This window comes from Priestia sp. MDV22-iso46 (assembly GCF_058629175.1).
The window spans coordinates 667,076-688,595 of record NZ_JBZVWT010000002.1 but is presented as its reverse complement, the minus strand read 5'-3'; the positions used below and the strand labels follow the sequence as shown (position 1 = coordinate 688,595).

Here is a 21,520-nt window from a genome sequence, read left to right as displayed (position 1 = left end):
ATTCATTTCGTACACTGTACTTTATATGCGTTAGTTGATTGTCCTGTATGTGCATTCGCCCATTTTTTACTTTCTCTTACGCCATATTCGCCTTTTGGGCTGCAGCGTATACGAAAACAACAAAAGTAAAATACTTCCCATCACCAGTAACGTAGTAAAATCTTTCATAAACTCAATAATGACCCCTATATACGGGAGATGGTATGCGTAGCTTCCAATCACTTTAAAAGAGGCAGACAAAGAATCTCTTTGAGCTGTAACCAGTACATCTAGCTCTTGATTATGGGCCAGTACAAGTTCATTCTTTGAAGAAGATGATTCGTCTCTAAAGACAACTATATCTCCGCGATGCAGGTGGTGATAATCCGTTTCTTGAACGGTCACAGTGAAACCAAATAGGCTTGGAACTGTACTAACAAATAAAAATGTAAAGCAGATAGCATAAAGAACAAGTACATATCGAAACGCAGAAAACATACATTTATTGATCATAGGTAATCAGCTCAATTCGCTCGGTTACTTTATTTAGCGCGGGGGTAATGTGATTAAATGAAGTAGAGCGCCCTGTAAATTGAATCAAAAGTAGCAGCAGTAAAAAACTTAACATAATTAACCGTAGCATCCGAGCATAAAAATCGCGCATGCTCTCACTCCTTTTTTCTATACTAAATTCGGTCGTACAATAAGCCTTCAGTCAATAATTTGATTCAGTATATGCACATAGAGGGCATTTGGCTCATTGTTTCTTCTTGGAGGTCTCGGGAGTGATCAGTGATCGGCATAAATTATGAGTTTTAGCATATGTTTGGTTACGTATGGAAATGTTTTTATACTCCGACAATAAGGGAGCTGAACATATGGCTAATTATTCCTTTGATCAATATATCAAAAAAGCAATGAAATACGATTTTCTAGCTAACTACTATAAGTATAGTGATCCATCTAAGCATATTCATTATTATCAAAAGCATTTGTACTATATCCAGCAGGCCATCTTAACTTCTTCTGAAAATACGAATTTACGCGTAAATCCACCGCAAATTCGTATACTTCACGCTTCTCCAGATTCTCCATCTGTAGATATTTATATTAACAACAAACGAGTGATTCGCAATTTAACTTATAAACAAGAAACAGATTATATTGAATTACAAGAACCTGGAAGATATACAATTTCTATTTATCCCGCTGGAGAAACGGGAAGACCTGTTTTAACGGAATCATTTACATTTGAAGGAAACCAAAATTACACGGTAGCGGCGGTAGATGAGCTAAATAAGCTTGATTTATTATTTATCTATGACAATACGGATGTACCAAGTGGAGAAACAAAGCTTCGGTTTGTGCATCTTTCTCCTGATGCTCCTGCTGTGGATATTGCAGCTAGAGGCGGAGACGTCATTTTTTCTGGAGTGCAGTTTAAAGAAGTCACAAAATATTTGCCTTTATCCCCCATGCATGTTCAACTTAGTGTGCGCATAGCGGGAACCAAAAATGTAGTACTCGAAATCCCGGCACTGAACCTTCGTCCGAATCGAACATATACGGTATATGCCGTCGGATTTGCTAAGAACCGTCCTGCGTTAGAAGCGCTGATTTCCCAAGATCGTTAACAAAAAAAACCTTCCAAATAGGAAGGTTTTTTTATTCACTGCGCGAAATTAAACGTACGCGAATATCATCATTTTTTAAATCAAACTTTTGTACTTTTACAGCAAAATCACTCTCTAACTTCATCTGCTGTAACGCTACGTATACTGATTCATTCTTTGGATCAATCGTTACCCATTCTGGTAGCGCAAAGTTATTATTCACGTATCGAAGCACTGTGCGGACAGGAAGCTGCAGCTTTCCAACAGAAAGTGACTGCTGTTCAAGCACAATATCTCCATTTTTTTGTACGATTGGATCAAATGTCATTCGAATATTAATATCATCGCCGAATACTTGAATCGTACCATCTACTCTTACTACATCGGTAAGAGTAATTTTGTAGTTAAGCGGCTGATTCTTAAACTCTTTTTTTAAATATTTATCAATCAGTACATTTAAGTCCGCTTTTTTAGCCAAAATAGTTAGTTCTGCGTCTCCTTCTACTTTTTCAGAGGGAGTTGGATTGGCCTTGTCAACCGGTTGAAAAATAAACGCAATAATAAGGATAGCCCCTAGAACATTAATCCCTAATAACGCGATAAATAGGGTTTTCCACTTCTTCATATAACAATCTCCTTACTCGTTCCCACTCTCTTTCGTGTTTTTCTCTTTTTCATCAGATGTAACTTCTTCTGCTGTTTCCTTTTTCTGGTCTCCAACGAGAGGATCTTCTTCCTCCATTGATTTACTAATGCGCTCAGCCATTAGTTTGTACCCTTTTTTATTAGGGTGAAACTCGTCTTTCCCTAATAAATTTACGTCAGAATCATAAAAAATATCATCAATTTTTACATAACTTACATTATCATATTGAGAAGCAATTTTCTCGCTTGCCGCATTCCATTCATTAATAACAACATTAATTTCTTTCACATCACTTAACGATTTAAAGAATGGATTATAAAAACCAATTAAATAAATATGAGCATTAGGATTAAGCTTACGTATACGTGAAAACACGTCATTTAGACGTTTTTCATATTTTGACTGCTGTGATTCAAACGTCTTAATTGAGATATTGTAAAAGTAATCTCTTACCACTTTCATCACGTCATTGCCGCCAATCGTCAAGAAAACGATGTCTGCTCTTGATACTTCAGCTGCTACTCCCGGCTGATTTAACCTCGCTAATAGCTGATCCGTCCGGTTTCCTCTTTTACCTAAATTCTCTGTTCGTACATTTTGCACTTCATTTTGTTTAGAAAGGTATTTAGTTAAGTATGGTACATAACCGCCTTTTTTAGACTCATCTCCTACTCCTTCTGTTAATGAGTCACCAATGGCTACAATATCTAAATCTACAGGAAAAAAGCCTTTCGGAATATGCTTTTTAGGTGTTAAATCCACTTCTTTCTGAACGGCTTCTTCTTTATTGTCCGTTGGCAAAAAAGTCGTCGTCGAACAGCTCGCTAACACCACCGCACTCATACTGCTTATCACTATACTTTTCCATTTTCTCATCATAACACCTACTAACTATGCTGTATTCTCGCTGTCACAAGCAATACTGCTTACCGCTCTGAATAACTATATCTTTATATCTTATCATACTATGTCAAGTTGATATTTTACTACGTTTCTTATATATAGTATATGTAAAAAAAAGGATAAGCATGTTTCTTTCATAAAAATATCCGCTAACACATCACTATAAAGATAGCTGTGTTTGGCGGATAGATTTGACGGATTTATAGCTCTTACTGAAGGGTTTTGATATCTTTTAACATATCTTCATAAGGAGGATCAGTCACTCCTTGATAAGATTTTTGAACGACTCCATCTTTGTCAATTAGAAAAAAATCCGTGCCGTGAATAACCTGCGGATTTTCTTGCGGCTTTTTCACAATCGTTTTAAATTGGTCCAGCGCAAACTTTTCAATTTCCGCTTGTTTATAACCCGTTAAGAAATCCCAATTCGAAAAATCAGCGCCAAATTTAGTCGCATAGTCCTTCATTTTCAGTGGAGTATCCACTTCAGGGTCTACGCTAAATGAAACAAAGCGAACGTCCAGCCCTTCATCCTTGGCCATTTTTTGTAATTTAGCCATATGAGCCGTCATTGGGGGACATACGGTTTCGCAGCTTGTGAAGATAAAGTTAGCTACCCAAACGTTCCCTTTCAGCTGACTTAGCCCTACTTTCTTTTGATCTTGGTTAACATAAGAAAAAGAGTCCATCTTCCAATTAAGCGGATTTTCTATTTTGGAACCACAGGCTGTTAACATCATACAACTAATGAGCAGTAAAAAAAACAATTTATAAGACCAGCTTTTCATATGTTCCTCCTGCACGGTTAAAGTTTAGTCATAGCTAGGGAAAATCAAGGTAAACGTTGAACCTTTTCCTGGTATGCTTTCCACTTCAATTCTTCCATTCATTTGTTCGACCAGTTGATAAGACACCATCAGACCAATCCCTGTTCCTTTTTCTTTTAAAGAATAAAACGCTGTTCCCAGCCGGTTCACTTGTTCACTGGTCATGCCTATACCAGTATCTTCAATTTGAATATGTACATGCCCTTCTCGCTTGTAAAGCCCTACTCGAAGCGTTCCTCCATTTCTCATGGCTTCAATTCCATTTTTCATAATATTAAGCAGAACTTGATTCAATTCGTTTCGGCTGCCGCGAACATACATCTCTTCTTTTGCGTCTAATTCTATGAGTATATTGTTTGTTAACAAAGCATAAGAAGATAATAAGTCTACTAAGCTTGTAACACACTCTAAGCAGTTAATAAAACGATGCTGATGAACATCCGGCTTGGCTAAAGATAAATAGTCATGAATAATCGCTTCCGCTCGGTCCATTTCGTTAATCATAAGATGAATGTAACTTAATTCAGTGTTTGAAAGCTTTGTGTTATCTTGAAACAGCTGTAAAAACCCTTTTACCACCGTCATAGGATTTCGAATTTCATGGGCTACAGAAGCAGCTAATTGACCAATTGCATTCATTTTCTCTGCTCGCTGCAATTCCTTTTGCATCCTCGTTTTTTCCATAATAACTTCTAATTCATCAATCGCTTTAGCAATTCCATCTTTTGAATGACTGAAATTCGTTTCTACGTTCAGCTGTTCTTTTGTTGCTGACACTTGTTGAAAAAGCTGCTGAAGCCGCTCGGTCATTTCATTAAATCTTGTGTGTACATTCCCTAACTCAGAATCATTTTCATGTGTCAGCTTCACATCAAACTTACCTTGACTTACTGCTTGAATTCCTTCTATTAATTCCCCTAGGGGCGACATTAATCGCCTTAGTCCCCAGTCTTGAATAACAATAATGAAGGTAAACAAAATCGTAAATGCAACGATCAAAGCCACAATTAAACGTTTTTGGTAGATATAGATAGCGCTCGCATCTATATCTACACCAAGCATAGCCACGACTTTTCCGGAGCTGTTTGTAATAGGCGATAAAACGGTGATCCACGTCCCGAATTCGTCTTTGTATGTAGATGTTACGATATTCTTCTTTTCTTGTTCTGCTTGCTTAAATGATTTGTAAAATTCTTCTCCTCCATAATAAATCATGGACGGCTCTAGTGATTGCTTAATTTTCTTATTCGCTGTTACGATAATCTTATTTCCATGCGACTTGAATTTTTCGGTCGTCATAATATATCCCTGCAAGTACGACGGATGCAATTCATAAATCTTTCTAAACTGCTTTTCTAGCTCGTCTTTTTCAGGAATCGTCCCGTTCCTTGAATCCACTGCTGCTATTACGTCTTGTTTAGATAAAGACTCCCTCCATAAATCAGCCATAATTAACGCGTGCTGCGTTAGTGTCTCTTTTGCCATCTTTTTTTGAACTTGATAGCTAATGGCTAAAGAAATGACTCCAAGGGCAACTACAATTAAAGTAGAAAATAAAACCGTTTTGTTAAACACACTCAAATTTCGAATATATTTTTTCATCGGTATACTCCGGATTCAAAAGAATAGTAACCAGCACAGCATTCGCTGGTAGAAAGTTGATTCTATTATATCACACGTTCGTCCACTTCTCTTTCCCCTTTTTCCAAAAAAGAGAAAGCCAAAAAAGTGACTTGCAAAAAGCAACCCACTTTATTCAGCAAAATACATAAAACCAATTGCACCAATACCTGTATGCGTCGAGATAATAGGCGTCGTATCTTCAATCGAAAATTGCGTATAGCCCCTTGCCTTCACAATTGATTCTTTTAACTTAGAGGCGAGTCCAAATCCATCTGCATGTACAAGCCCTACTCCTTTAATACTTTTTCCTTCTGTATGCTCTTCGAACTGTTTCGTTAAAAACTTAACAATTTGAGAATGGCTGCGCACTTTAGCAACAGGAGTATATACTCCGTCAGCTAGAGAAGCAATCGGCTTAATATTTAAAAGAGAACCGATCAATCCTTTTCCTCGTCCAATACGTCCACCTTTAACCAAATTTTCAAGCGTATCAACTACGACAAAAAGATTCGTATTTTGACGCACCTCTTCCAAGCGTGTGATAATTTCTTCTACTGTATGCCCATCTTCAATCATTTTCACCGCTTCAAAGACTTGAAACGAAAGAGCTTTTGTAATGTACATAGAATCAACAACGGTGATGTTTCCTTCTACCATTTGAGCCGCGCTTTCAGCTGCTCGAACAGTTCCGCTCATTCCCCCAGTCATATGAATCGAAATGACGTCATACCCTTCACTAACCAATCGTTCATATACTTCAACAAAAGAACCAATAGCTGGCTGAGAGCTTTTTGGTAATTCTTTTGAATTTTTCATTTTTTCAATAAAATCTGTCGGCGTTAATTCCACGCGATCTAAATACGTTTCATTATCAATGTTAATACATAAAGGTATCATCTCAATACCGTACTTTTCAGCTTCTTCCAACGTTAAATCAATTGTTGAATCCGTTACCACTTTAATTTTCGCCATGTGTTCACCCCTATAAGATGCATTGCAGACTAGTATAACATGAACACTTACAACAATATAGTTATAATAGAATGCAAGTTTTGCTAATTCGTAAAACGCATGTTCAACCTTTTATATCAACAAAAAAAAGTTGACTCTGCTGAAATATTCAGAAAAGTCAACTTTTACGTTTATGCATTATGTTTTAATACATGAGACTTAAAGAGCTGTTCGTAATCTTTCCATTTCAACACGCGTTTTAAATATTCTTGAAACGAGTAGGTTTGCTTCGGAACTGATTCGTTCGTGATTTGTCTAATAAATAAATCAAGTTTTGCAGATAACATGAACCGAAACGTGCTATTTTCCTCTAAAACTGGAATTTCAGTAATTTTTACTTTTTGACCACTGACATGTTTAAATTCAAGGCTTTTTAATAGCAAGGCGATCAACCCTCTTTTTACCCGTTTATTTTATTATAATGCTTAAGGCACTTTCTGTCTTGATAAAATAAAAAGAAAACACAAATATTCTTTAAAATAAAAATGCTTCATCAACTTATTCGACAGTTGATGAAGCATTCCTTTTTAAAATGACCTTCTATTTAAATAAATAAGTGAAACAAGTTGCTTTCTTTATTAATTTCTGTGTAAGGGAATCCTTTTTTATCCATACGATTAATCAGTGGATAATAATCTTCTTTATGCTTGAGCTCGATTCCAACAAGTGCTGGTCCGCTGTCTTTGTTATTCTTTTTCGTATACTCAAAGCGCGAAATATCGTCTGTCGGTCCAAGCACTTCGTCTAGAAATTCACGAAGAGCTCCTGCGCGCTGAGGGAAATTAACGATAAAATAATGCTGTAATCCTTCATAAATCATCGAACGTTCTTTGATTTCTTGCATACGTCCAATGTCATTGTTTCCTCCGCTGATGACGCAAACAACCGTTTTTCCTTTAATTTGCTCACGGTATGAGTCAAGAGCAGCAATCGAAAGAGCTCCTGCTGGTTCTGCTACAATCGCATTTTCATTGTATAGAGATAAAATGGTTGTGCAAACCTTGCCTTCAGGAACAACTACAATATCGTCCACAAGCTCTTTACTGATGTCATACGGAAGCGTTCCGACTGTTTTAACAGCTGCTCCGTCTACAAATGGATCGATTGCCGGTAGCGTCACTACATTTCCATTTGCTAAAGATGTCTGCATGCCAGGCGCGCCTGCTGGTTCTACCCCAATTACAGCTGTTTGAGGCGAGATGCTTTTTACGTATGTGCCGACACCGGAAATTAATCCGCCCCCGCCGATACCCGCAAATACGTAGTCAATTTCATCTTCACAGTCATTGAACATTTCAACGGCTACTGTACCCTGCCCTGCAATAACGTCTACATCATTAAATGGGTGAATAAATGTACGATGTTCCTCTTCACTGCATGCAATAGCTTGTTCATAAGAATCATCAAACGTATCTCCGATTAGTACGACCTTTACGTTATCTTTGCCTAAAAATTTCACTTGATTAATTTTTTGGCGCGGCGTTGTGCTCGGCATAAAGATTTTACCATCGATATTTAAATGACGGCACGCATATGCTACACCTTGTGCGTGGTTTCCTGCACTTGCACAGGCAATTCCATTTTCTAATTCTTCTGGGGATAACTTTTTGATTCGATTGTACGCACCGCGAATTTTAAATGAGCGCACCACCTGTAAATCCTCACGTTTTAAATAGATATTACATTCATATCGTTCAGACAAAACGTCATTACGCTGTAGTGGTGTATGCACAACAACATCTTTAATCAATTGATTTGCAATCATGATGTCCTCTAAATGTACGTGTTTTGTTCGATTATCTACTTGTTGTTTCATAACCAACTTCCTTCCTCTTCTACCATTATTAATTTGTACATTATATCACAAAAAATTTAGAAAAATCATTATTTTTCATTAATAATAACTAAAAAAACTTTTCCAACTATTTTACTGTCCACATACTTTACATATGTTTAGCAAACGCTAAATAGACTTACAAAATTGCCCATACTTTCTACATGCAGCTGATGCGATAACAGGTATAAATTAAGAAAGGTTGTGGAATAAATGGAGTTTTCGCTTCAAAGTCATGAAAGTGCCGTTCCGTGCGAAATAGTTGCAGATGAAGAAAACGGTAGATACATGCTTCGCAAAGCAGATACGAGCGGAGAAGTTTTTAATACACCAAGCGAGCTGATTCAATGGATTGAAGCTAACTGGAGCACTGAACAGTTTGTGAGCCCAGCGGCTTTTCACGAAATGATGAAGCAATTAAAATCAATATAAAAAGAGATTGAAACATAACGAAATCAATCTAAAGACGAATAAATGGAGTATAGGAGCTAGCTAGTAGGGGGTGCTTGTTACACCGCATTTGATTTCCATGCGAGACTTCGCTTTTCGCGGGCGGCTGGTGAGCCTCCAATCAACTGCTAAAAGCACCTACATACATGAAATCTACCTTCACCCTCATAATGAAAAGATCCGAACGATTCAACGTTCGGATCTTTCTTCGACTAACATACTTTTGTACCAGACTCGCGTTTTTTATAAACAAAAGAGATCAGCTTCGCTCGTATACGGTAAAATAATACGTGTAGGGATTTTTTTCATCTTTAATTCCTTGCTGCTTCGAAATAACTTTCCATTCGCTCAAATCAATCGCAGGAAAATGTGTATCTCCTTCAAAGGATTCTTCAATATGCGTAATATAAAGTCGGTTTGCAACGTCTAATGTTTGCTCATACAGAGTAGCTCCGCCAATCACGAACAGCTCGTCTTTTTTTTCAGCATCTAATGCTTCTAATTCCTCAACTGAATGAATAACGGTTGCTCCTTCTTGTTGATAATCTTTTTGACGCGTAAGAACCACATTCTCGCGATTAGGGAGCGGTCGTCCAATTGATTCAAATGTTTTTCTTCCCATTATAATGGTATGACTCGTTGTGATGCGTTTGAAATACTTTAAATCTTCCGGAAGACGCCATGGCAAATCATTTTCTTTACCGATCAGCCTGTTTTGATCCATTGCGACAATGAGGGAAATCATACGCTCACAGCTCCTTTGATGTGAGGATGCGCATTATAGTCTACTAGCTCAAAGTCTTCAAATTTAAAGTCAAAAATTGATTTTACGTCTGGATTGATTTTCATTTTTGGCAAAGCATGAGGCTCACGCGTTAACTGCAGGTTTACTTGTTCAATGTGATTGCTGTAAATATGCGCATCGCCAAACGTATGAACAAAATCACCTGGCTCTAAATCACACACTTGTGCCACCATCATTGTAAGCAGCGCATATGAAGCAATATTAAACGGTACGCCTAGGAAAATATCAGCTGAGCGCTGATACAATTGACAAGACAATTTGCCGTCCGCTACATAAAACTGAAATAAGCAGTGACACGGCGGTAAAGCCATATTGTCTACATCAGACACATTCCAGGCGCTTACCATTAAGCGGCGAGAATCAGGGTTGTTTTTAATTTGATTGATAACATTTGTAATTTGATCAATTTTTTCTCCGTCCGGCGTTGGCCATGAACGCCACTGATGGCCATACACAGGACCAAGCTCCCCGTTTTCATCCGCCCATTCATTCCAAATGCGCACGCCGTTATCTTGTAAATACTTAACGTTTGTATCTCCTTGTAAAAACCAAAGCAGTTCATGAATAATTGATTTCAAATGAAGTTTTTTTGTCGTTAATACCGGGAAACCTTCTTGTAAATTAAAACGCATTTGATAGCCAAATGTGCTAATTGTACCTGTTCCTGTCCGATCTTCTTTTTTTGTTCCATTTGCTAACACATGCTCGCAAAGTTCAAGATATTGTTTCACTTCCGACACTTCCTTTATTAAAAAGTCCTTTTCTATTGTATAAGTGTTCACGAGCTAAGTAAACAACTAAATCTCAGCTCATGTAGAAAAGTTTTTTATCATTTAGATACACGATTTCCCCGAAAAAAACGAGGATGAGACCTAACAAAATCAATTAAATGATCGCTTATGAATCGCTTATGACACCGCGGTTGATCTCCGTGCAAGGCTGGCGGCCGATGAGCCTCCTCGTCGCTTGCGCTCCTGCGGAGTCTCACCGATTCCGCTTTTCCCGCAGGAGTCTTCGCCTTGCCCTCCAATCAACCGCTAGAAGCAACTAAATAGATGAAATCTACGTTTACTATCACCATAAAAAAATCCGAACGAATTTCATTCTCTCTCAAGAATTTCGATTCATCGTTCGGATCTTCCTTCGGCTAAACTACTTTTTTAATAGCTTAGTCTTTGTTAATTAAATACAATTGTGCGGTTTTCATGCACTAAAATGCGGTCTTCTAAATGCCATTTTACAGCACGTGCGAGCACCGTACGTTCAATTAAGCGGCCTTTTTTCTTTAAGTCATCCGCATCATCACGGTGGTTCACGCGTTCAATATCTTGTTCAATAATTGGTCCTTCATCCAAGTCGTCCGTTACATAGTGAGACGTAGCACCAATTAATTTTACACCTCGTTGATATGCGCGTTCATAGGGGCGTGCTCCGATGAATGCCGGTAAGAATGAATGGTGAATATTAATGATACGATATGGATTTTCAGCCACAAAAGTCGGCGTTAAAATTTGCATATAACGCGCCAAGATAATTACGTCAATATTATAATCTTTTAATACCTGCAGCTGTTTGGCTTCTGCTTCTTGGCGAATGTCTTTTGTCGCCGGTATATGCTTAAACGGTATACCGAATGATTCAACCACTTCGCGCGCATCTTCGTGATTGCTCACAACGACAGCGATGTCTGTCATCAAATCTCCGCTTTCCCATGCCCACAGCAGCTCTAGTAGACAATGAGGCTCCTTTGACACAAAAATAGCTGTTTTTTTCAAATTATGAGCATATGTAAACTGCCAGTTCATTGAAAACGTATCGGCAATTTTTTTGAAGCTTTCTTCTAGCTTTACTTCTTTAGCTAATAAATCCTCACATTCAAATTCGAAACGGATAAAAAACATACCCCCTTCATGGTTCGTTGAATGTTGACTTGATTCTACAATATTTGCACCGTGCTCATGTAAAAACGTAGACACAGCGGCTACAATACCCGGTTTGTCCGGACAGCTAATTAGCAGCCGACCGCGATTTTTATATTTCTCTTTATATGAAGTTAAATGTTTTTGAATATGCGATTTCATGTAATTCCCTCTCTTTTTTTAAATATACAGACAATTGTACCATTATCCTTGCAGCGATGCGACATTGAAATAAGGCTTTGACAAAAGAAAGCCGAAACGTTTGCTTCAGCTTGTGTACTTGTTGTTCTAACATCTACTCCCATCAAATCGTTCATTCACTCACCTTTACGTTCTACACATACCTAAAATGAGTGTTTCCTAAAGTGCTGTAGCTCATCCAATTCTCTTGCTGCTTTTGAATTAAACATAAAAAAGCCGCTAGCACAACACCAGCGGCTTTTCCTTATTATTGCACAGCTTTTTCACTAACTTCATGCAAGGCATTTCGTACCTTTCCATATTCGCTTGCGTGAGGACGATCTCCGTCATCTTCGTATCCGTAATCAAACATTCGATTTCGATTTAACGTTAATTTCGTAATGGTTGGACGTAATAAATCAAACAATTCAAATCGTTTTTTCAAATGTGGAAATGATGCTTGATAATGTAAAATTTCTGCTCGTACACTTTTCCAAAATTCCGCTTCTTCTACGCCTTCATGCTCTTCTAAAATAGTCGCTAAATAGCGGAAGTGACAAACAAATAACCCTGTTAAAATAAACTGCGTCAGTCCTTCCGGCTCTTCGCTGCGCAACACTTCTTTCAGTTCAAAAGATAGCTGCTGCAGTTCTTCAAACGGCTGATCGCTAATATTCACGTCGTCTACAAAATCTTTCATAATAATTCGAACGGGCTTGTTGTTTTTAAGCACCAGTACCGTATTTTGACCGTGCGGGGAAAATACAGTACCGTATTGATATAAGTAATGAAGAAGCGGCGGCAATACAGCGCTGGTTAACGCATCAATCCACTCGACAGGAGTTAAACCCGACTTTTCTATATAAGATGAAACTAAAGCTTTCCCTTTACTGTCAACATGTAAAAGCGCAGCTAGCGTAATCGCATGCTCTCCTTCTTCTAACTCTCGATAGATGCTTTCACGCCAAACCACTCCCAGCATTTCTAAATACTGATAAGGCGCGTTTTTAATAGAAGCAAACGTGGGCTGAGTTACGTTTAACGTAGCCACTTCACCTAAAAGTCCTACTCTGCACGTATCTTTTAAAAACGCATCGCGATCTCGTATGCCTTTAATGTGCTGAGTTACTTGAGGAGCAATTACCGTCCGCTCACTTGGAAGGCCTCTGTACACAAGCGTATTTAATATACTCATGGGAAGCTTCACATGATATTTATCTCGATTTGTTGTATTCACAAATGTACGAATCGACTGCTGAGGAAAATATTGATCTTCACCTTCTCCTAACGGAACAATTAAATCATTTGCAATGTATTCAGCGAATAAAGGAACAATCACGTTCATCCACTGCCATTCATGGACGGGAATATAGTAATAGTCCGCTGCTAAAAGGTCTTGGCTTGTTAATTCTTTTTCAAATTCAGCTAGCGTCTTACCGCTTAACTCCTGCTCCATGACATCATCGAAGCCGAGGGTATCTAATGAATGAAACGAAGCAATTTGCTTCGCAACAGCAATCCATGAAAGCTTAATTTTTTGTTTTTGCTCAGGTGCAAACCGCAGATAATCATCATAGCCAAATCCGATGCGCCCTTTGTTGTATGTAATCCAAGGATGTCCCGTCATTTCACCTTCTAGCTCCGCATAATCCATACCTGCTAATTCATCAGCTGATTTTCGATTTTGCAAATGCACGTCTGCTATTAATGTATGAAAATATTCTTTTGCTAAGTGACCTGCGGTTGAGCTAGACATTCCTTTGTCTTCAGATAAGCTAATTAACAGCTGCAAGGCCTCCGAAAGTGTAGGGGTTGACGCTTTAGATGTCAGCTTAATACTTTCTGGCAGTACAGAAAAACTGTCAAACAATCGCTGTTTCGCTTGATATGTATACGTAACGCCCCGGTGGTCTTCCCATCGATACGTGGCAAGCGCACCCTGCTTTTGCAGCTGTTTTGGCTCAATAATATTTTCATACATGAATTCCTGCAGCATTTTAGCTAAAAGCTGGCGATTTGCTTTTTCCCATGATTGCTTATTAAATACGGAAAGATTCGTTTCTTTGATTTTCATCCTTCATTCTCCTTTACTTGTCTTAGAATAGGGATTGTTTTATTACGCAGCGGCATTACAGCGCTAGCAGCTAGCAAAGCAGCAGCACCAGCTGCTAACGGAAGCGCTAAATTTACTTTGCTGATTTCTAGTGCTAAAAGCGGTGCAATCAGCAGGGCAATATTTTGAACAGCAATAAGCCAGCTGTAATAGTAAGCAGCTCCTTCTTTGCTTTTTTGAAATAAATAGATATCAAGTATAACCATGCTGAGATAAAACCCGGCTCCATATAAAATTCGACTTATAATAAATATGCTGAGATGATCGGCATATGCTTGCAAAAATAGCAGTAAAGCACTAGCACCCGTTACGCTATAAAAAAGCGGTATAACTTTTCCATTAAATAGCTTTGTAGGTACCGTAAGCTTTAAGACGATCGCCATAATGCTCGGCATCACATATAACAAAGCGCTGCCTCGACTGTTCATGCTATATGTGTCACTTGTAAACAATGTAAAATAAGGGCGAATGACATTGTGTCCAAGGTGAAAAAAGAAAATAGCCAGCAAATAGAAAAAAATAGGCTCGTTTATACTTTGAATGTATGTTGGTGTTTTTTCTTTTTTTAAAGATGAAGCTTTTCTTGTTATGAGCCATACGGCCAGTACCATATCAGCTAAAGCAAAGTACTGATATACTTTAAGCGGCATTTCCCATGCAATAATCGTACTTCCAAACAAGCTAGCGACAATAATAGCCGTATGAACAATAAATACATAGGTTGTTGCGGCACTTGCCTTTTTCTGTCCATTTTTCATGCCGCCTACTAAATATGGGTACAAAAGATATAAACTGCTTTGAAACACAAGTAATACTAACGAAATGGCTAAAAATCCATAAAAAGTAGAAACTTCGCTCAGAATGACTTTAATTAAGGCTGTCATTAGAAGTGACGCTACGATTATATGTTGTACTTTCCACTTCTTAAGCAGCATTCCCCATAAAGGAGTCATAACAATGACCACAATTCGGCAGCAAATAATAAAAAAAGACGTCATTGCGACTCCATCTACATGGAAAGCATTTGTAAAATACTGCGGATAAAATGGTGATAATAACACTTCCGACGTCATGGTCATAAACAAACAGATAAAAACAAAGCGCGGAGAAATCATTTCTTAAAATCCAAACTTTTGGAAAACAGTATTTTTATATATTTTGTACACGTTTTCACCTGCAATTTGATTAATCAAAACAGCATTGCGATAAGCGCCTAAACCTAAGTCTGGTGCTCCAACCCCGTGTGTATGAAGCTCTCCGTTTTGAACAAATAGCGGGGCGCCTTTTTTCTTCATCTCAACTTGATAGAGTTCGTTGATTTTCAGCTGTCCTTTTTCATCAAACAGCAAATGTTCTTTTAAACCTTCCATAAAAGCAGGCTCTTTTGCATGATAGCCCGTGGCCATAATGACAATTTCACTTTCTTCTTTTTCAAACGAGTCCTGCTCGTATTGGTGAAGAGTAAGAAGATGTGTATCGTTTGTCTTTTCAACGCCTGCAAGTTCCGTAAGCGCTCGCATCGTTAGCGGCACTTCTTTTCCTCCAATTGTTCGTTCGTAAATCAAATCATAAATATCACCGATCGTTTCAAAGCTTATTCCTTTGTATAAAAGAGCTTGATTTCGTAAAACGCTCTCTTTTTTCTCTTGGGGCAATCTGTAAAAATAGTGGGTATAATCCGGCGAAAAATGTTCAAGGCCAAGCTTTGAATATTCCATCGGATAAAACCCTTTTGAGCGCGTATACCAATTCAGCTTATAGTCAAACTGAGGCTGCTGTTGAAGTAAATCATAGACAATTTCAGCTGCGCTTTGACCAGAGCCAATTACGGTAATACTTTTAGCCTTCAGCGTTTGTTCACGATTCATTTTGTACTGAGCGGAGTGATAGAACGTATCGCTGGCTACTGATTGAAAGTCTCTTGGCACTACGGGCTGTGTACCTACTCCGGTTACAAGATGATAGCTGTAATAGGTATGAAGCTTTCCTTCTTTTTCAATCGTTACTTCATAAAAAGGTTTAGCGTCTTCATGCATTTTTACTTCTTTTACTGTGCTGTTAAATTCAAGCCCACTCAGCTGGCTCGCTACCCAGCGGCAATAATGATTGTATTCATTTCTCGGAATGTGAAACTTCTCAAAGAAATAAAACTGATACAAGCGCTCATGCTCATGCAGATAATTTAAGAACGTGTACGGACTCTTCGGATCCACCATCGTGACCACGTCTGCCATAAACGGAACTTGAAGAGTTGTCCCTTCTAAAAGCATTCCTGGATGCCAATTAAACTCCTTTTTTTGTTCAAAACATTTATATGTACAATCTGTTTTATCAATTAAAGCTGCTAATCCTAAATTAAATGGACCAACTCCTACTCCAATTACGTCTAAAATGTCCCGTTGTTCCATTCACTCCACCTTCTTTCAAATACTGTTCTTTCACATTTCAGCAGTACGCCTGTTTTATCAGGCAGCGACACTTCTTTCATAAATTGAAACCCGCATTTTTTAAATACTGCAATCATCTTTTCATTTCGTATATCTGGTTCCGCTATTACTTTAGCAGTATCTGCTACCTGGAACTTGTGCTTTAGTAAACTAAGAAGGAGCGGATAAATATGGCCTTTTCCTAAAAAAGCAGGTTCTCCAATTAATAAATGAATCCCTTGATCTCCTTTTTCATAAGGGTAATAGTTACTGATAATATCGCCGTCAACCGTATAAGATTCCCAATAGCTCATAGGTACACCGTCAATTTCTCCAATTAGCAGTTTTTGATGGGAATCAGCTAGAAATGTTTTTAAATGCTGTTCATACGCCTGTTTTGAAATATTTAAATTCCAATACGGAATAACATGCGGTTCATGCATCCACTTGTACAGCCGTTCGAAATCTTTTGCAAAAGAAACAGAGCGAAAGGTGATGCTCTGCTCCTTTTGCTGAATCATAAATGGATACTGCTTTTGTAATGCCGATTTCATAACCGTACACCTGAAGATTCGTACAGAGGATTTTCAACATTTACATAAACAGACTGCGTTTCAAGAGAGCCTACCAGCTCATCCATATCGTGAACGCGCGTTAAGAAATTAGCTTTGCAAGGCAGCACTTTCTCTTCTAACATTGATGAAACAAGCCCTGTATGATCTTTTTCTTTGTACATCTCTACCTCTTGTCGCAGGATCAATAGCAGATCTGACTCTTGAACGAGGCCAGCAGCACCAAATGCGTTAACTAACCCTAAAATATGATTAAAAAATACGTAATAACGAAATCTTTCTTCTGCTACAGCGTCATCACATACCGTATCGCTTTCTCCGTTTAAGGAAGGAAGCAGCTTGCGAAGCTCTTGTTCCTTTGATTTCATAAAGTAATAGCCTTGGTTGTCACGGTAGTAAAACACCGATGGATATCCGTTTTCATCAAGTTTAATAACGGAATTTTGCTGATGAGCTTCCAGCGCAATTCCTTTTTGAGTGTAAAGCCACATCATAGGATGAAATGAGACATCTAAATAGCGTTTAAACCAGTGCTTGCTTATGTCTTCATTTGTGCTATTTTCACTTGCAGCAATGTAATTAATAATATTTTCAATTTGAGAAGCTTTCCCAAACACATGATCTTGACACAAACTTGCTAAGAGTGTTGTACGGTCCCCATGCTCACCTTGAAAAGGATTGCTTCGAATCATGACTTCAAACCCAAGCTCTTTTTTTCCAAGCGTGATATAAGCAGGGTCTTCAATCACTTGAAAAGCCGGATAGTTTTCTTGAAGCTCCGCCTGCAATCCTTCTTGCAATAAACGGCTAACTTCTACCCCTCTGCTTAATTCTTTGCGTTTATTCACTCTCAGTGAATTCGTAATCTTCACCGGAATAGAAAATTTGTACATCACATCTGCATCTTCACTGTATACGGTTCTAACAGACGAAGTCGGATAAAACGGCTGACCGTGTGGCCCTAGATAAGCAAGCCTGCCTTTTTGAATCCATTCACACACTTCTTCTTTTCCTAAAAGATAACGAGCTTGCAGCGGATGCATAGGTATAAGTGAATAATCGTCCGCTTGGCAATGCGACTGTATGAATTCTTCAGAAACCTTGTTATCTTTTTTCAGCTGCTCTTTAATAAGCTGTGAAGCGGTTTGACTCCCGGCAGACTGTTCTGCAACAAGAGATTTATGTGCTTTAAAATAATGAAGCTGAAATTTGCCGTTAACTTCAGGCCCAAACACCTCTTCTTCTTCAGGTAATATCCCTTGACGGCTTTTAGGTGTAGGATGCAGCTGGTGGCCAATAAGCAATGACTGCTCAGATTCTAAGAACGTTTTGTCCCATTTATAGCACGTTTCTAACTCTTTCTGTCTTTTTTCAATGAACAATTTCATATTTTCATAGCTTAATAGCACACGTACAATTAGCTCATTTACCTGTAGTAAATGATCTGTTACTTCTTTTAAAAGAAAGGCCAAAAGAGTGACGACATCTAACTCCTTGAGCTCCTCTTTCTGAATGCGATAATAAAAGACCGGAAAGAACAAGTGACGTCCGGTAGCTGAACGGTACTTTACTGGAAAGTAAAGAGTTACCGGCTGTTTTTCTAGCCTAAGAACGAGCGTTTCTTCGCTTTTTATTTCTGTAATGGACTGCCATACTCCCTTACCTGTTTCTCGAATATAGCAATTAATAATATTTTGCATCGTAATAAAATTAGCCGATAACTGAGCGTTCACGTAATCGCTCCTCCTTTTTCTCCAACTCTTTTCCTAAAGCCACGACTTCCTCCAACTGAGTGGCAACAGTATCAACTGTAATCATGGGATTTAACATCGTTAGCTTTAAATAAGCTTGCTCTTTATGCTTTGTTTTTGCCATGATAAACGTGCCTTTTTCATATAAGTGCTGCTGAATAAGCTGATTCAATTTATTTTCATAATGCTGCTGTTTTTGACAATCAACATATAAAGTATCTGGCACATAGCGAAATACAACCGCGTTCATATAAGGATCATTTAACACCGTAATATTCCTTTGCTTTCGTAAATGTTCAGCTGTCTGCTTAGCCGTTTCAATCGTATGGTCAACCATTTTTCCATACTCATTTGTACCTACTGCACGGAAAGTCAGCCATAGCTTCAAGGCGTCAAATCGTTTGGTCGTTTGAATGCTGCGATCTACCAAATGTACGTGCTCATCTTCTTCAGGATTTAAATAATCTGCATGAAGCTGAATGTGTTTAAACATAGCTGAATTCTTCAGTAAAAATGCCCCGCAGCTCACCGGCTGGTAAAACCACTTATGAAAATCCATCGTAATAGAATCTGCTCGTTCAAGAGCTTTTAAGCGTTCACGATATTTATGTGAAAATAGCAGCGCTCCTCCATAAGCAGCGTCGGCATGAAGCCAAAGCCCTTCTTTTTTAGCTAGCTCACTTATTTCAAAAAGAGGGTCTACGCTTCCAAAATCCGTCGTGCCTGCCGTTGCTACAACAGCAAAAGGAAGGTTTCCCTGGGCTTTGACTTCCCGTATCGCTTCTTCTAAATTTTCTATATCCATCTCGTGCCTTTCATTGCACTTTACACTCACCACTGCATTCATGCCCAATCCAAGCTGAGCTGCAGATTGCCGCACCGTAAAGTGGGCTTTTTCGGAGCAGAAAATCCGCAGTTTTTTAGCTTGGAGCGGTAAACCTTCTTCACTAACATCAATTGAAAATGCAGCATGACAATATTCATTACGAGCAAGCAGAAGTCCCATATAATTCGACTGAGTCCCTCCGCTTGTAAAAACGCCCGAAGAAGAGCTTCGATAACCAATTTGTTTTGTTAACTCATCAATCACTTGATCTTCTATATACGTAGCTGCCGGACTTTGATCCCACGAGTCCATAGATTGATTCAAAGCAGAAATCATCACTTCCGCAGCAAGGGCCGGTATAATCGGAGGACAATGCAAGTGTGCCATTGCCCCGGGATGCGAAATATGAAGCGAATGATCCAGCACTACGGCTTGTACGTCAGCAAACAAATCTTCTAGCGGCTGTTCGTGTTCGCTAAAATAGACCGAACGATTGACTAAGTTCGATAGTTCGTCAACGTCTATATGAGTATAAGGGGATTTTAGTTCATGGTAGTAACGTTTAATCATCTCTGTCATTCCGCCTATCATAGCTTCATAATTCTCGAGGCTTTCTTTGGATGATGATAAAAACCACTTTTCAAACGGCGCCATTTTATTTATTCACCCACTTCTCTTCTGCTGCTTTTATCGCTTCTTCAAATCTTGTTAACACTTCATCGGTTTGTTGTTTCGTTAAAATTAATGGAGGAAGCAGACGAATAACAGCACCATGTCTTCCACCCACTTCTAAAATGACGCCTCTGTCGAAACATTCTTTTTGAATCAGCTTAGCTAACTCACCGTTTGCAGGATGACTGCCGATTTTATTAGCCGGCTTTGTTGCGTCTATGATTTCAACGCCTAGCATCAAACCTCTTCCGCGTACATCACCAATTGAGAATACTTGCTTTTGAATATGTTTTAGCTGACTCTGAATATAAGCTCCTAATTCATGAGCATGTGCAGGTAAGTTTTCTTGTTTTATAAATTGCAAAGTAGCTCGTCCTGTAGCCATCGCAAGCTGATTTCCTCTAAATGTACCGATGTGTGCACCTGCTTCCCATTGATCAAGCTTTTTATCATATAGAACAACGGATAAAGGAAGGCTTCCTCCAATTGCTTTAGATAGTACTAATACATCCGGTTCGATATCAGCGTGTTCGAATGCATACAGCTTTCCTGTTCGTCCAATTCCAGTTTGAACTTCATCTACAATAAGCGGAATGTTTCGTTCTTTTGTGATTCTGCGAAGCTCTTTTAACCATGGAATCGGCGCCGGAACAGAGCCTCCTTCTCCTTGTACAATTTCTACTACAACACCCGCCGGAGTAACAATTCCGCTTTCAGGATCATCCAGCATATTTTCAATGTATGTACTAATGTAAGTGTGACCTTCAGCACCTACGCCAAACGGGCAGCGGTATTCATATGGATAAGGTAGAAAATGTGTATCGGGCACTAGCGCATGAATGTGCTTTTTGGGACTCGTTGTACCGCTAATGCTTAACGTTCCGTGCGTGGAGCCGTGATATCCCCCTTGAAAAGATAAAATCGTGCGGTTGCCTGTTGCTGTTTTTACAAGCTTCAAAGCCGCTTCAATTGCGTCTCCTCCAGTTGGACCGCAAAACTGTATTTTCGCTTTGTTTGCAAATCCTTCTGGTAAACTAGCAAATACTTCATCGATAAAAGCTTCTTTCACAGGCGTTGTTAAATCTAATGTATGTAAAGGAATAGATTTTGCTAAAACGTCTTGTATTGCTTCATGGACTACGTAATGGTTATGACCAAGAGCAAGTGTGCCGGCTCCTGCTAAACAATCAATATACTCTTTTCCATCCATATCCGTGATCACGGCGCCTTTTGCTTGTTTAATTGCAATAGGAAGGCGTCTAGGATAAGACCTTGCATTGGATTCACGTTCATTTTGCATAGCAAGCAGCATTTCGTTTGATGTAAGTTGTTTCGTTGACGTTGACATATCATATCCTCCTGTTTGTTCA

23 protein-coding genes are annotated in these 21,520 nt (G+C 38.7%); 2 read left to right on the top strand and 21 right to left on the bottom strand.

Features of this window, described 5'->3' with window-relative positions; all coding sequences use genetic code 11:
- Nucleotides 1–66: 66 nt before the first annotated feature.
- Nucleotides 67–492 carry a hypothetical protein gene (locus AC4NPH_RS15420; protein WP_013058735.1) on the bottom strand — a complete coding sequence of 142 codons (426 nt, stop codon included), beginning with the start codon at nucleotides 490–492 and terminating at the stop codon, nucleotides 67–69.
- On the bottom strand, nucleotides 482–643 hold the full coding sequence (locus AC4NPH_RS15415; protein ID WP_013058736.1) for a hypothetical protein: 162 nt from the start codon (nucleotides 641–643) through the stop codon (nucleotides 482–484). The genes AC4NPH_RS15420 and AC4NPH_RS15415 overlap by 11 nt, the downstream gene beginning before the upstream one ends.
- A gap of 214 nt (nucleotides 644–857) precedes the next feature.
- Here AC4NPH_RS15415 and AC4NPH_RS15410 point away from each other — a divergent pair, with 214 nt between their 5' ends.
- Nucleotides 858–1,613 (top strand): DUF4397 domain-containing protein, encoded by a 756-nt coding sequence (locus AC4NPH_RS15410; protein ID WP_014458542.1) that lies wholly within the window; start codon nucleotides 858–860, stop codon nucleotides 1,611–1,613.
- A gap of 31 nt (nucleotides 1,614–1,644) precedes the next feature.
- On the opposite strand, the gene AC4NPH_RS15405 is transcribed toward AC4NPH_RS15410, so the two are convergent.
- The 7 genes from AC4NPH_RS15405 to ilvA all read right to left on the bottom strand — a co-directional run bounded on the left by AC4NPH_RS15405 (nucleotide 1,645) and on the right by ilvA (nucleotide 8,418).
- Nucleotides 1,645–2,217 (bottom strand): YpmS family protein, encoded by a 573-nt coding sequence (locus AC4NPH_RS15405; protein WP_013058738.1) that lies wholly within the window; start codon nucleotides 2,215–2,217, stop codon nucleotides 1,645–1,647.
- A 12-nt stretch (nucleotides 2,218–2,229) separates the two neighbouring features.
- Nucleotides 2,230–3,117 (bottom strand): SGNH/GDSL hydrolase family protein, encoded by an 888-nt coding sequence (locus AC4NPH_RS15400; protein ID WP_230933461.1) that lies wholly within the window; start codon nucleotides 3,115–3,117, stop codon nucleotides 2,230–2,232.
- Between the two features lie 233 nt (nucleotides 3,118–3,350).
- On the bottom strand, nucleotides 3,351–3,929 hold the full coding sequence (locus tag AC4NPH_RS15395) for an SCO family protein (protein WP_029323951.1): 579 nt from the start codon (nucleotides 3,927–3,929) through the stop codon (nucleotides 3,351–3,353).
- 24 nt (nucleotides 3,930–3,953) lie between these two features.
- Nucleotides 3,954–5,570, bottom strand: a complete 1,617-nt coding sequence (locus AC4NPH_RS15390) for an ATP-binding protein (protein WP_013058741.1) — start codon at nucleotides 5,568–5,570, stop codon at nucleotides 3,954–3,956.
- 150 nt (nucleotides 5,571–5,720) lie between these two features.
- Entirely contained in the window at nucleotides 5,721–6,563 is an 843-nt protein-coding gene (locus AC4NPH_RS15385; protein ID WP_013058742.1) for a DegV family protein, read from the bottom strand.
- Nucleotides 6,564–6,733: 170 nt separating this feature from the next.
- On the bottom strand, nucleotides 6,734–6,985 hold the full coding sequence (locus AC4NPH_RS15380) for a YpmP family protein (RefSeq protein ID WP_013058743.1): 252 nt from the start codon (nucleotides 6,983–6,985) through the stop codon (nucleotides 6,734–6,736).
- A 161-nt stretch (nucleotides 6,986–7,146) separates the two neighbouring features.
- The gene (gene ilvA, locus AC4NPH_RS15375; protein ID WP_013084697.1) at nucleotides 7,147–8,418 is read right to left on the bottom strand and encodes a threonine ammonia-lyase IlvA; all 1,272 of its coding nucleotides are present in this window, start codon (nucleotides 8,416–8,418) and stop codon (nucleotides 7,147–7,149) included.
- Nucleotides 8,419–8,649: 231 nt separating this feature from the next.
- On the opposite strand from ilvA, the gene AC4NPH_RS15370 reads away from it, so the two are divergent.
- On the top strand, nucleotides 8,650–8,868 hold the full coding sequence (locus AC4NPH_RS15370; protein ID WP_029323955.1) for a hypothetical protein: 219 nt from the start codon (nucleotides 8,650–8,652) through the stop codon (nucleotides 8,866–8,868).
- A gap of 277 nt (nucleotides 8,869–9,145) precedes the next feature.
- On the opposite strand, the gene AC4NPH_RS15365 is transcribed toward AC4NPH_RS15370, so the two are convergent.
- The 12 genes from AC4NPH_RS15365 to AC4NPH_RS15310 all read right to left on the bottom strand — a co-directional run bounded on the left by AC4NPH_RS15365 (nucleotide 9,146) and on the right by AC4NPH_RS15310 (nucleotide 21,498).
- Nucleotides 9,146–9,631 carry a dihydrofolate reductase gene (locus tag AC4NPH_RS15365; RefSeq protein ID WP_029323958.1) on the bottom strand — a complete coding sequence of 162 codons (486 nt, stop codon included), beginning with the start codon at nucleotides 9,629–9,631 and terminating at the stop codon, nucleotides 9,146–9,148.
- Nucleotides 9,628–10,422 (bottom strand): thymidylate synthase, encoded by a 795-nt coding sequence (locus tag AC4NPH_RS15360; protein WP_013058746.1) that lies wholly within the window; start codon nucleotides 10,420–10,422, stop codon nucleotides 9,628–9,630. The genes AC4NPH_RS15365 and AC4NPH_RS15360 overlap by 4 nt, the downstream gene beginning before the upstream one ends.
- A 177-nt stretch (nucleotides 10,423–10,599) precedes the next feature.
- The gene (locus AC4NPH_RS15355; protein ID WP_255255982.1) at nucleotides 10,600–10,725 is read right to left on the bottom strand and encodes a hypothetical protein; all 126 of its coding nucleotides are present in this window, start codon (nucleotides 10,723–10,725) and stop codon (nucleotides 10,600–10,602) included.
- Between the two features lie 144 nt (nucleotides 10,726–10,869).
- Complete coding sequence (gene purU / locus AC4NPH_RS15350; RefSeq protein WP_025750221.1) at nucleotides 10,870–11,772, bottom strand: formyltetrahydrofolate deformylase; 903 nt, start codon at nucleotides 11,770–11,772, stop codon at nucleotides 10,870–10,872.
- Nucleotides 11,769–11,927: a hypothetical protein gene (locus AC4NPH_RS15345; protein ID WP_013058748.1), complete on the bottom strand. Its 159-nt coding sequence runs from the start codon at nucleotides 11,925–11,927 to the stop codon at nucleotides 11,769–11,771. The genes purU and AC4NPH_RS15345 overlap by 4 nt, the downstream gene beginning before the upstream one ends.
- Before the next feature lie 131 nt (nucleotides 11,928–12,058).
- A complete protein-coding gene (locus tag AC4NPH_RS15340) occupies nucleotides 12,059–13,864 on the bottom strand; it encodes an IucA/IucC family protein (protein ID WP_098196905.1) in 1,806 nt (601 codons plus the stop codon).
- Nucleotides 13,861–15,018: an MFS transporter gene (locus tag AC4NPH_RS15335; protein ID WP_098196906.1), complete on the bottom strand. Its 1,158-nt coding sequence runs from the start codon at nucleotides 15,016–15,018 to the stop codon at nucleotides 13,861–13,863. Before AC4NPH_RS15335 ends, AC4NPH_RS15340 begins: the two co-directional genes overlap by 4 nt.
- Before the next feature lie 3 nt (nucleotides 15,019–15,021).
- Nucleotides 15,022–16,311: a lysine N(6)-hydroxylase/L-ornithine N(5)-oxygenase family protein gene (locus AC4NPH_RS15330; RefSeq protein WP_013058751.1), complete on the bottom strand. Its 1,290-nt coding sequence runs from the start codon at nucleotides 16,309–16,311 to the stop codon at nucleotides 15,022–15,024.
- The gene (locus AC4NPH_RS15325) at nucleotides 16,290–16,883 is read right to left on the bottom strand and encodes a GNAT family N-acetyltransferase (RefSeq protein ID WP_013058752.1); all 594 of its coding nucleotides are present in this window, start codon (nucleotides 16,881–16,883) and stop codon (nucleotides 16,290–16,292) included. Before AC4NPH_RS15325 ends, AC4NPH_RS15330 begins: the two co-directional genes overlap by 22 nt.
- Entirely contained in the window at nucleotides 16,880–18,634 is a 1,755-nt protein-coding gene (locus tag AC4NPH_RS15320) for an IucA/IucC family protein (RefSeq protein WP_013058753.1), read from the bottom strand. Before AC4NPH_RS15320 ends, AC4NPH_RS15325 begins: the two co-directional genes overlap by 4 nt.
- Nucleotides 18,612–20,132: a pyridoxal phosphate-dependent decarboxylase family protein gene (locus AC4NPH_RS15315; RefSeq protein WP_098314794.1), complete on the bottom strand. Its 1,521-nt coding sequence runs from the start codon at nucleotides 20,130–20,132 to the stop codon at nucleotides 18,612–18,614. Before AC4NPH_RS15315 ends, AC4NPH_RS15320 begins: the two co-directional genes overlap by 23 nt.
- Nucleotide 20,133: 1 nt before the next feature.
- Nucleotides 20,134–21,498 carry an aspartate aminotransferase family protein gene (locus AC4NPH_RS15310; protein ID WP_013058755.1) on the bottom strand — a complete coding sequence of 455 codons (1,365 nt, stop codon included), beginning with the start codon at nucleotides 21,496–21,498 and terminating at the stop codon, nucleotides 20,134–20,136.
- Nucleotides 21,499–21,520 lie beyond the last annotated feature (22 nt).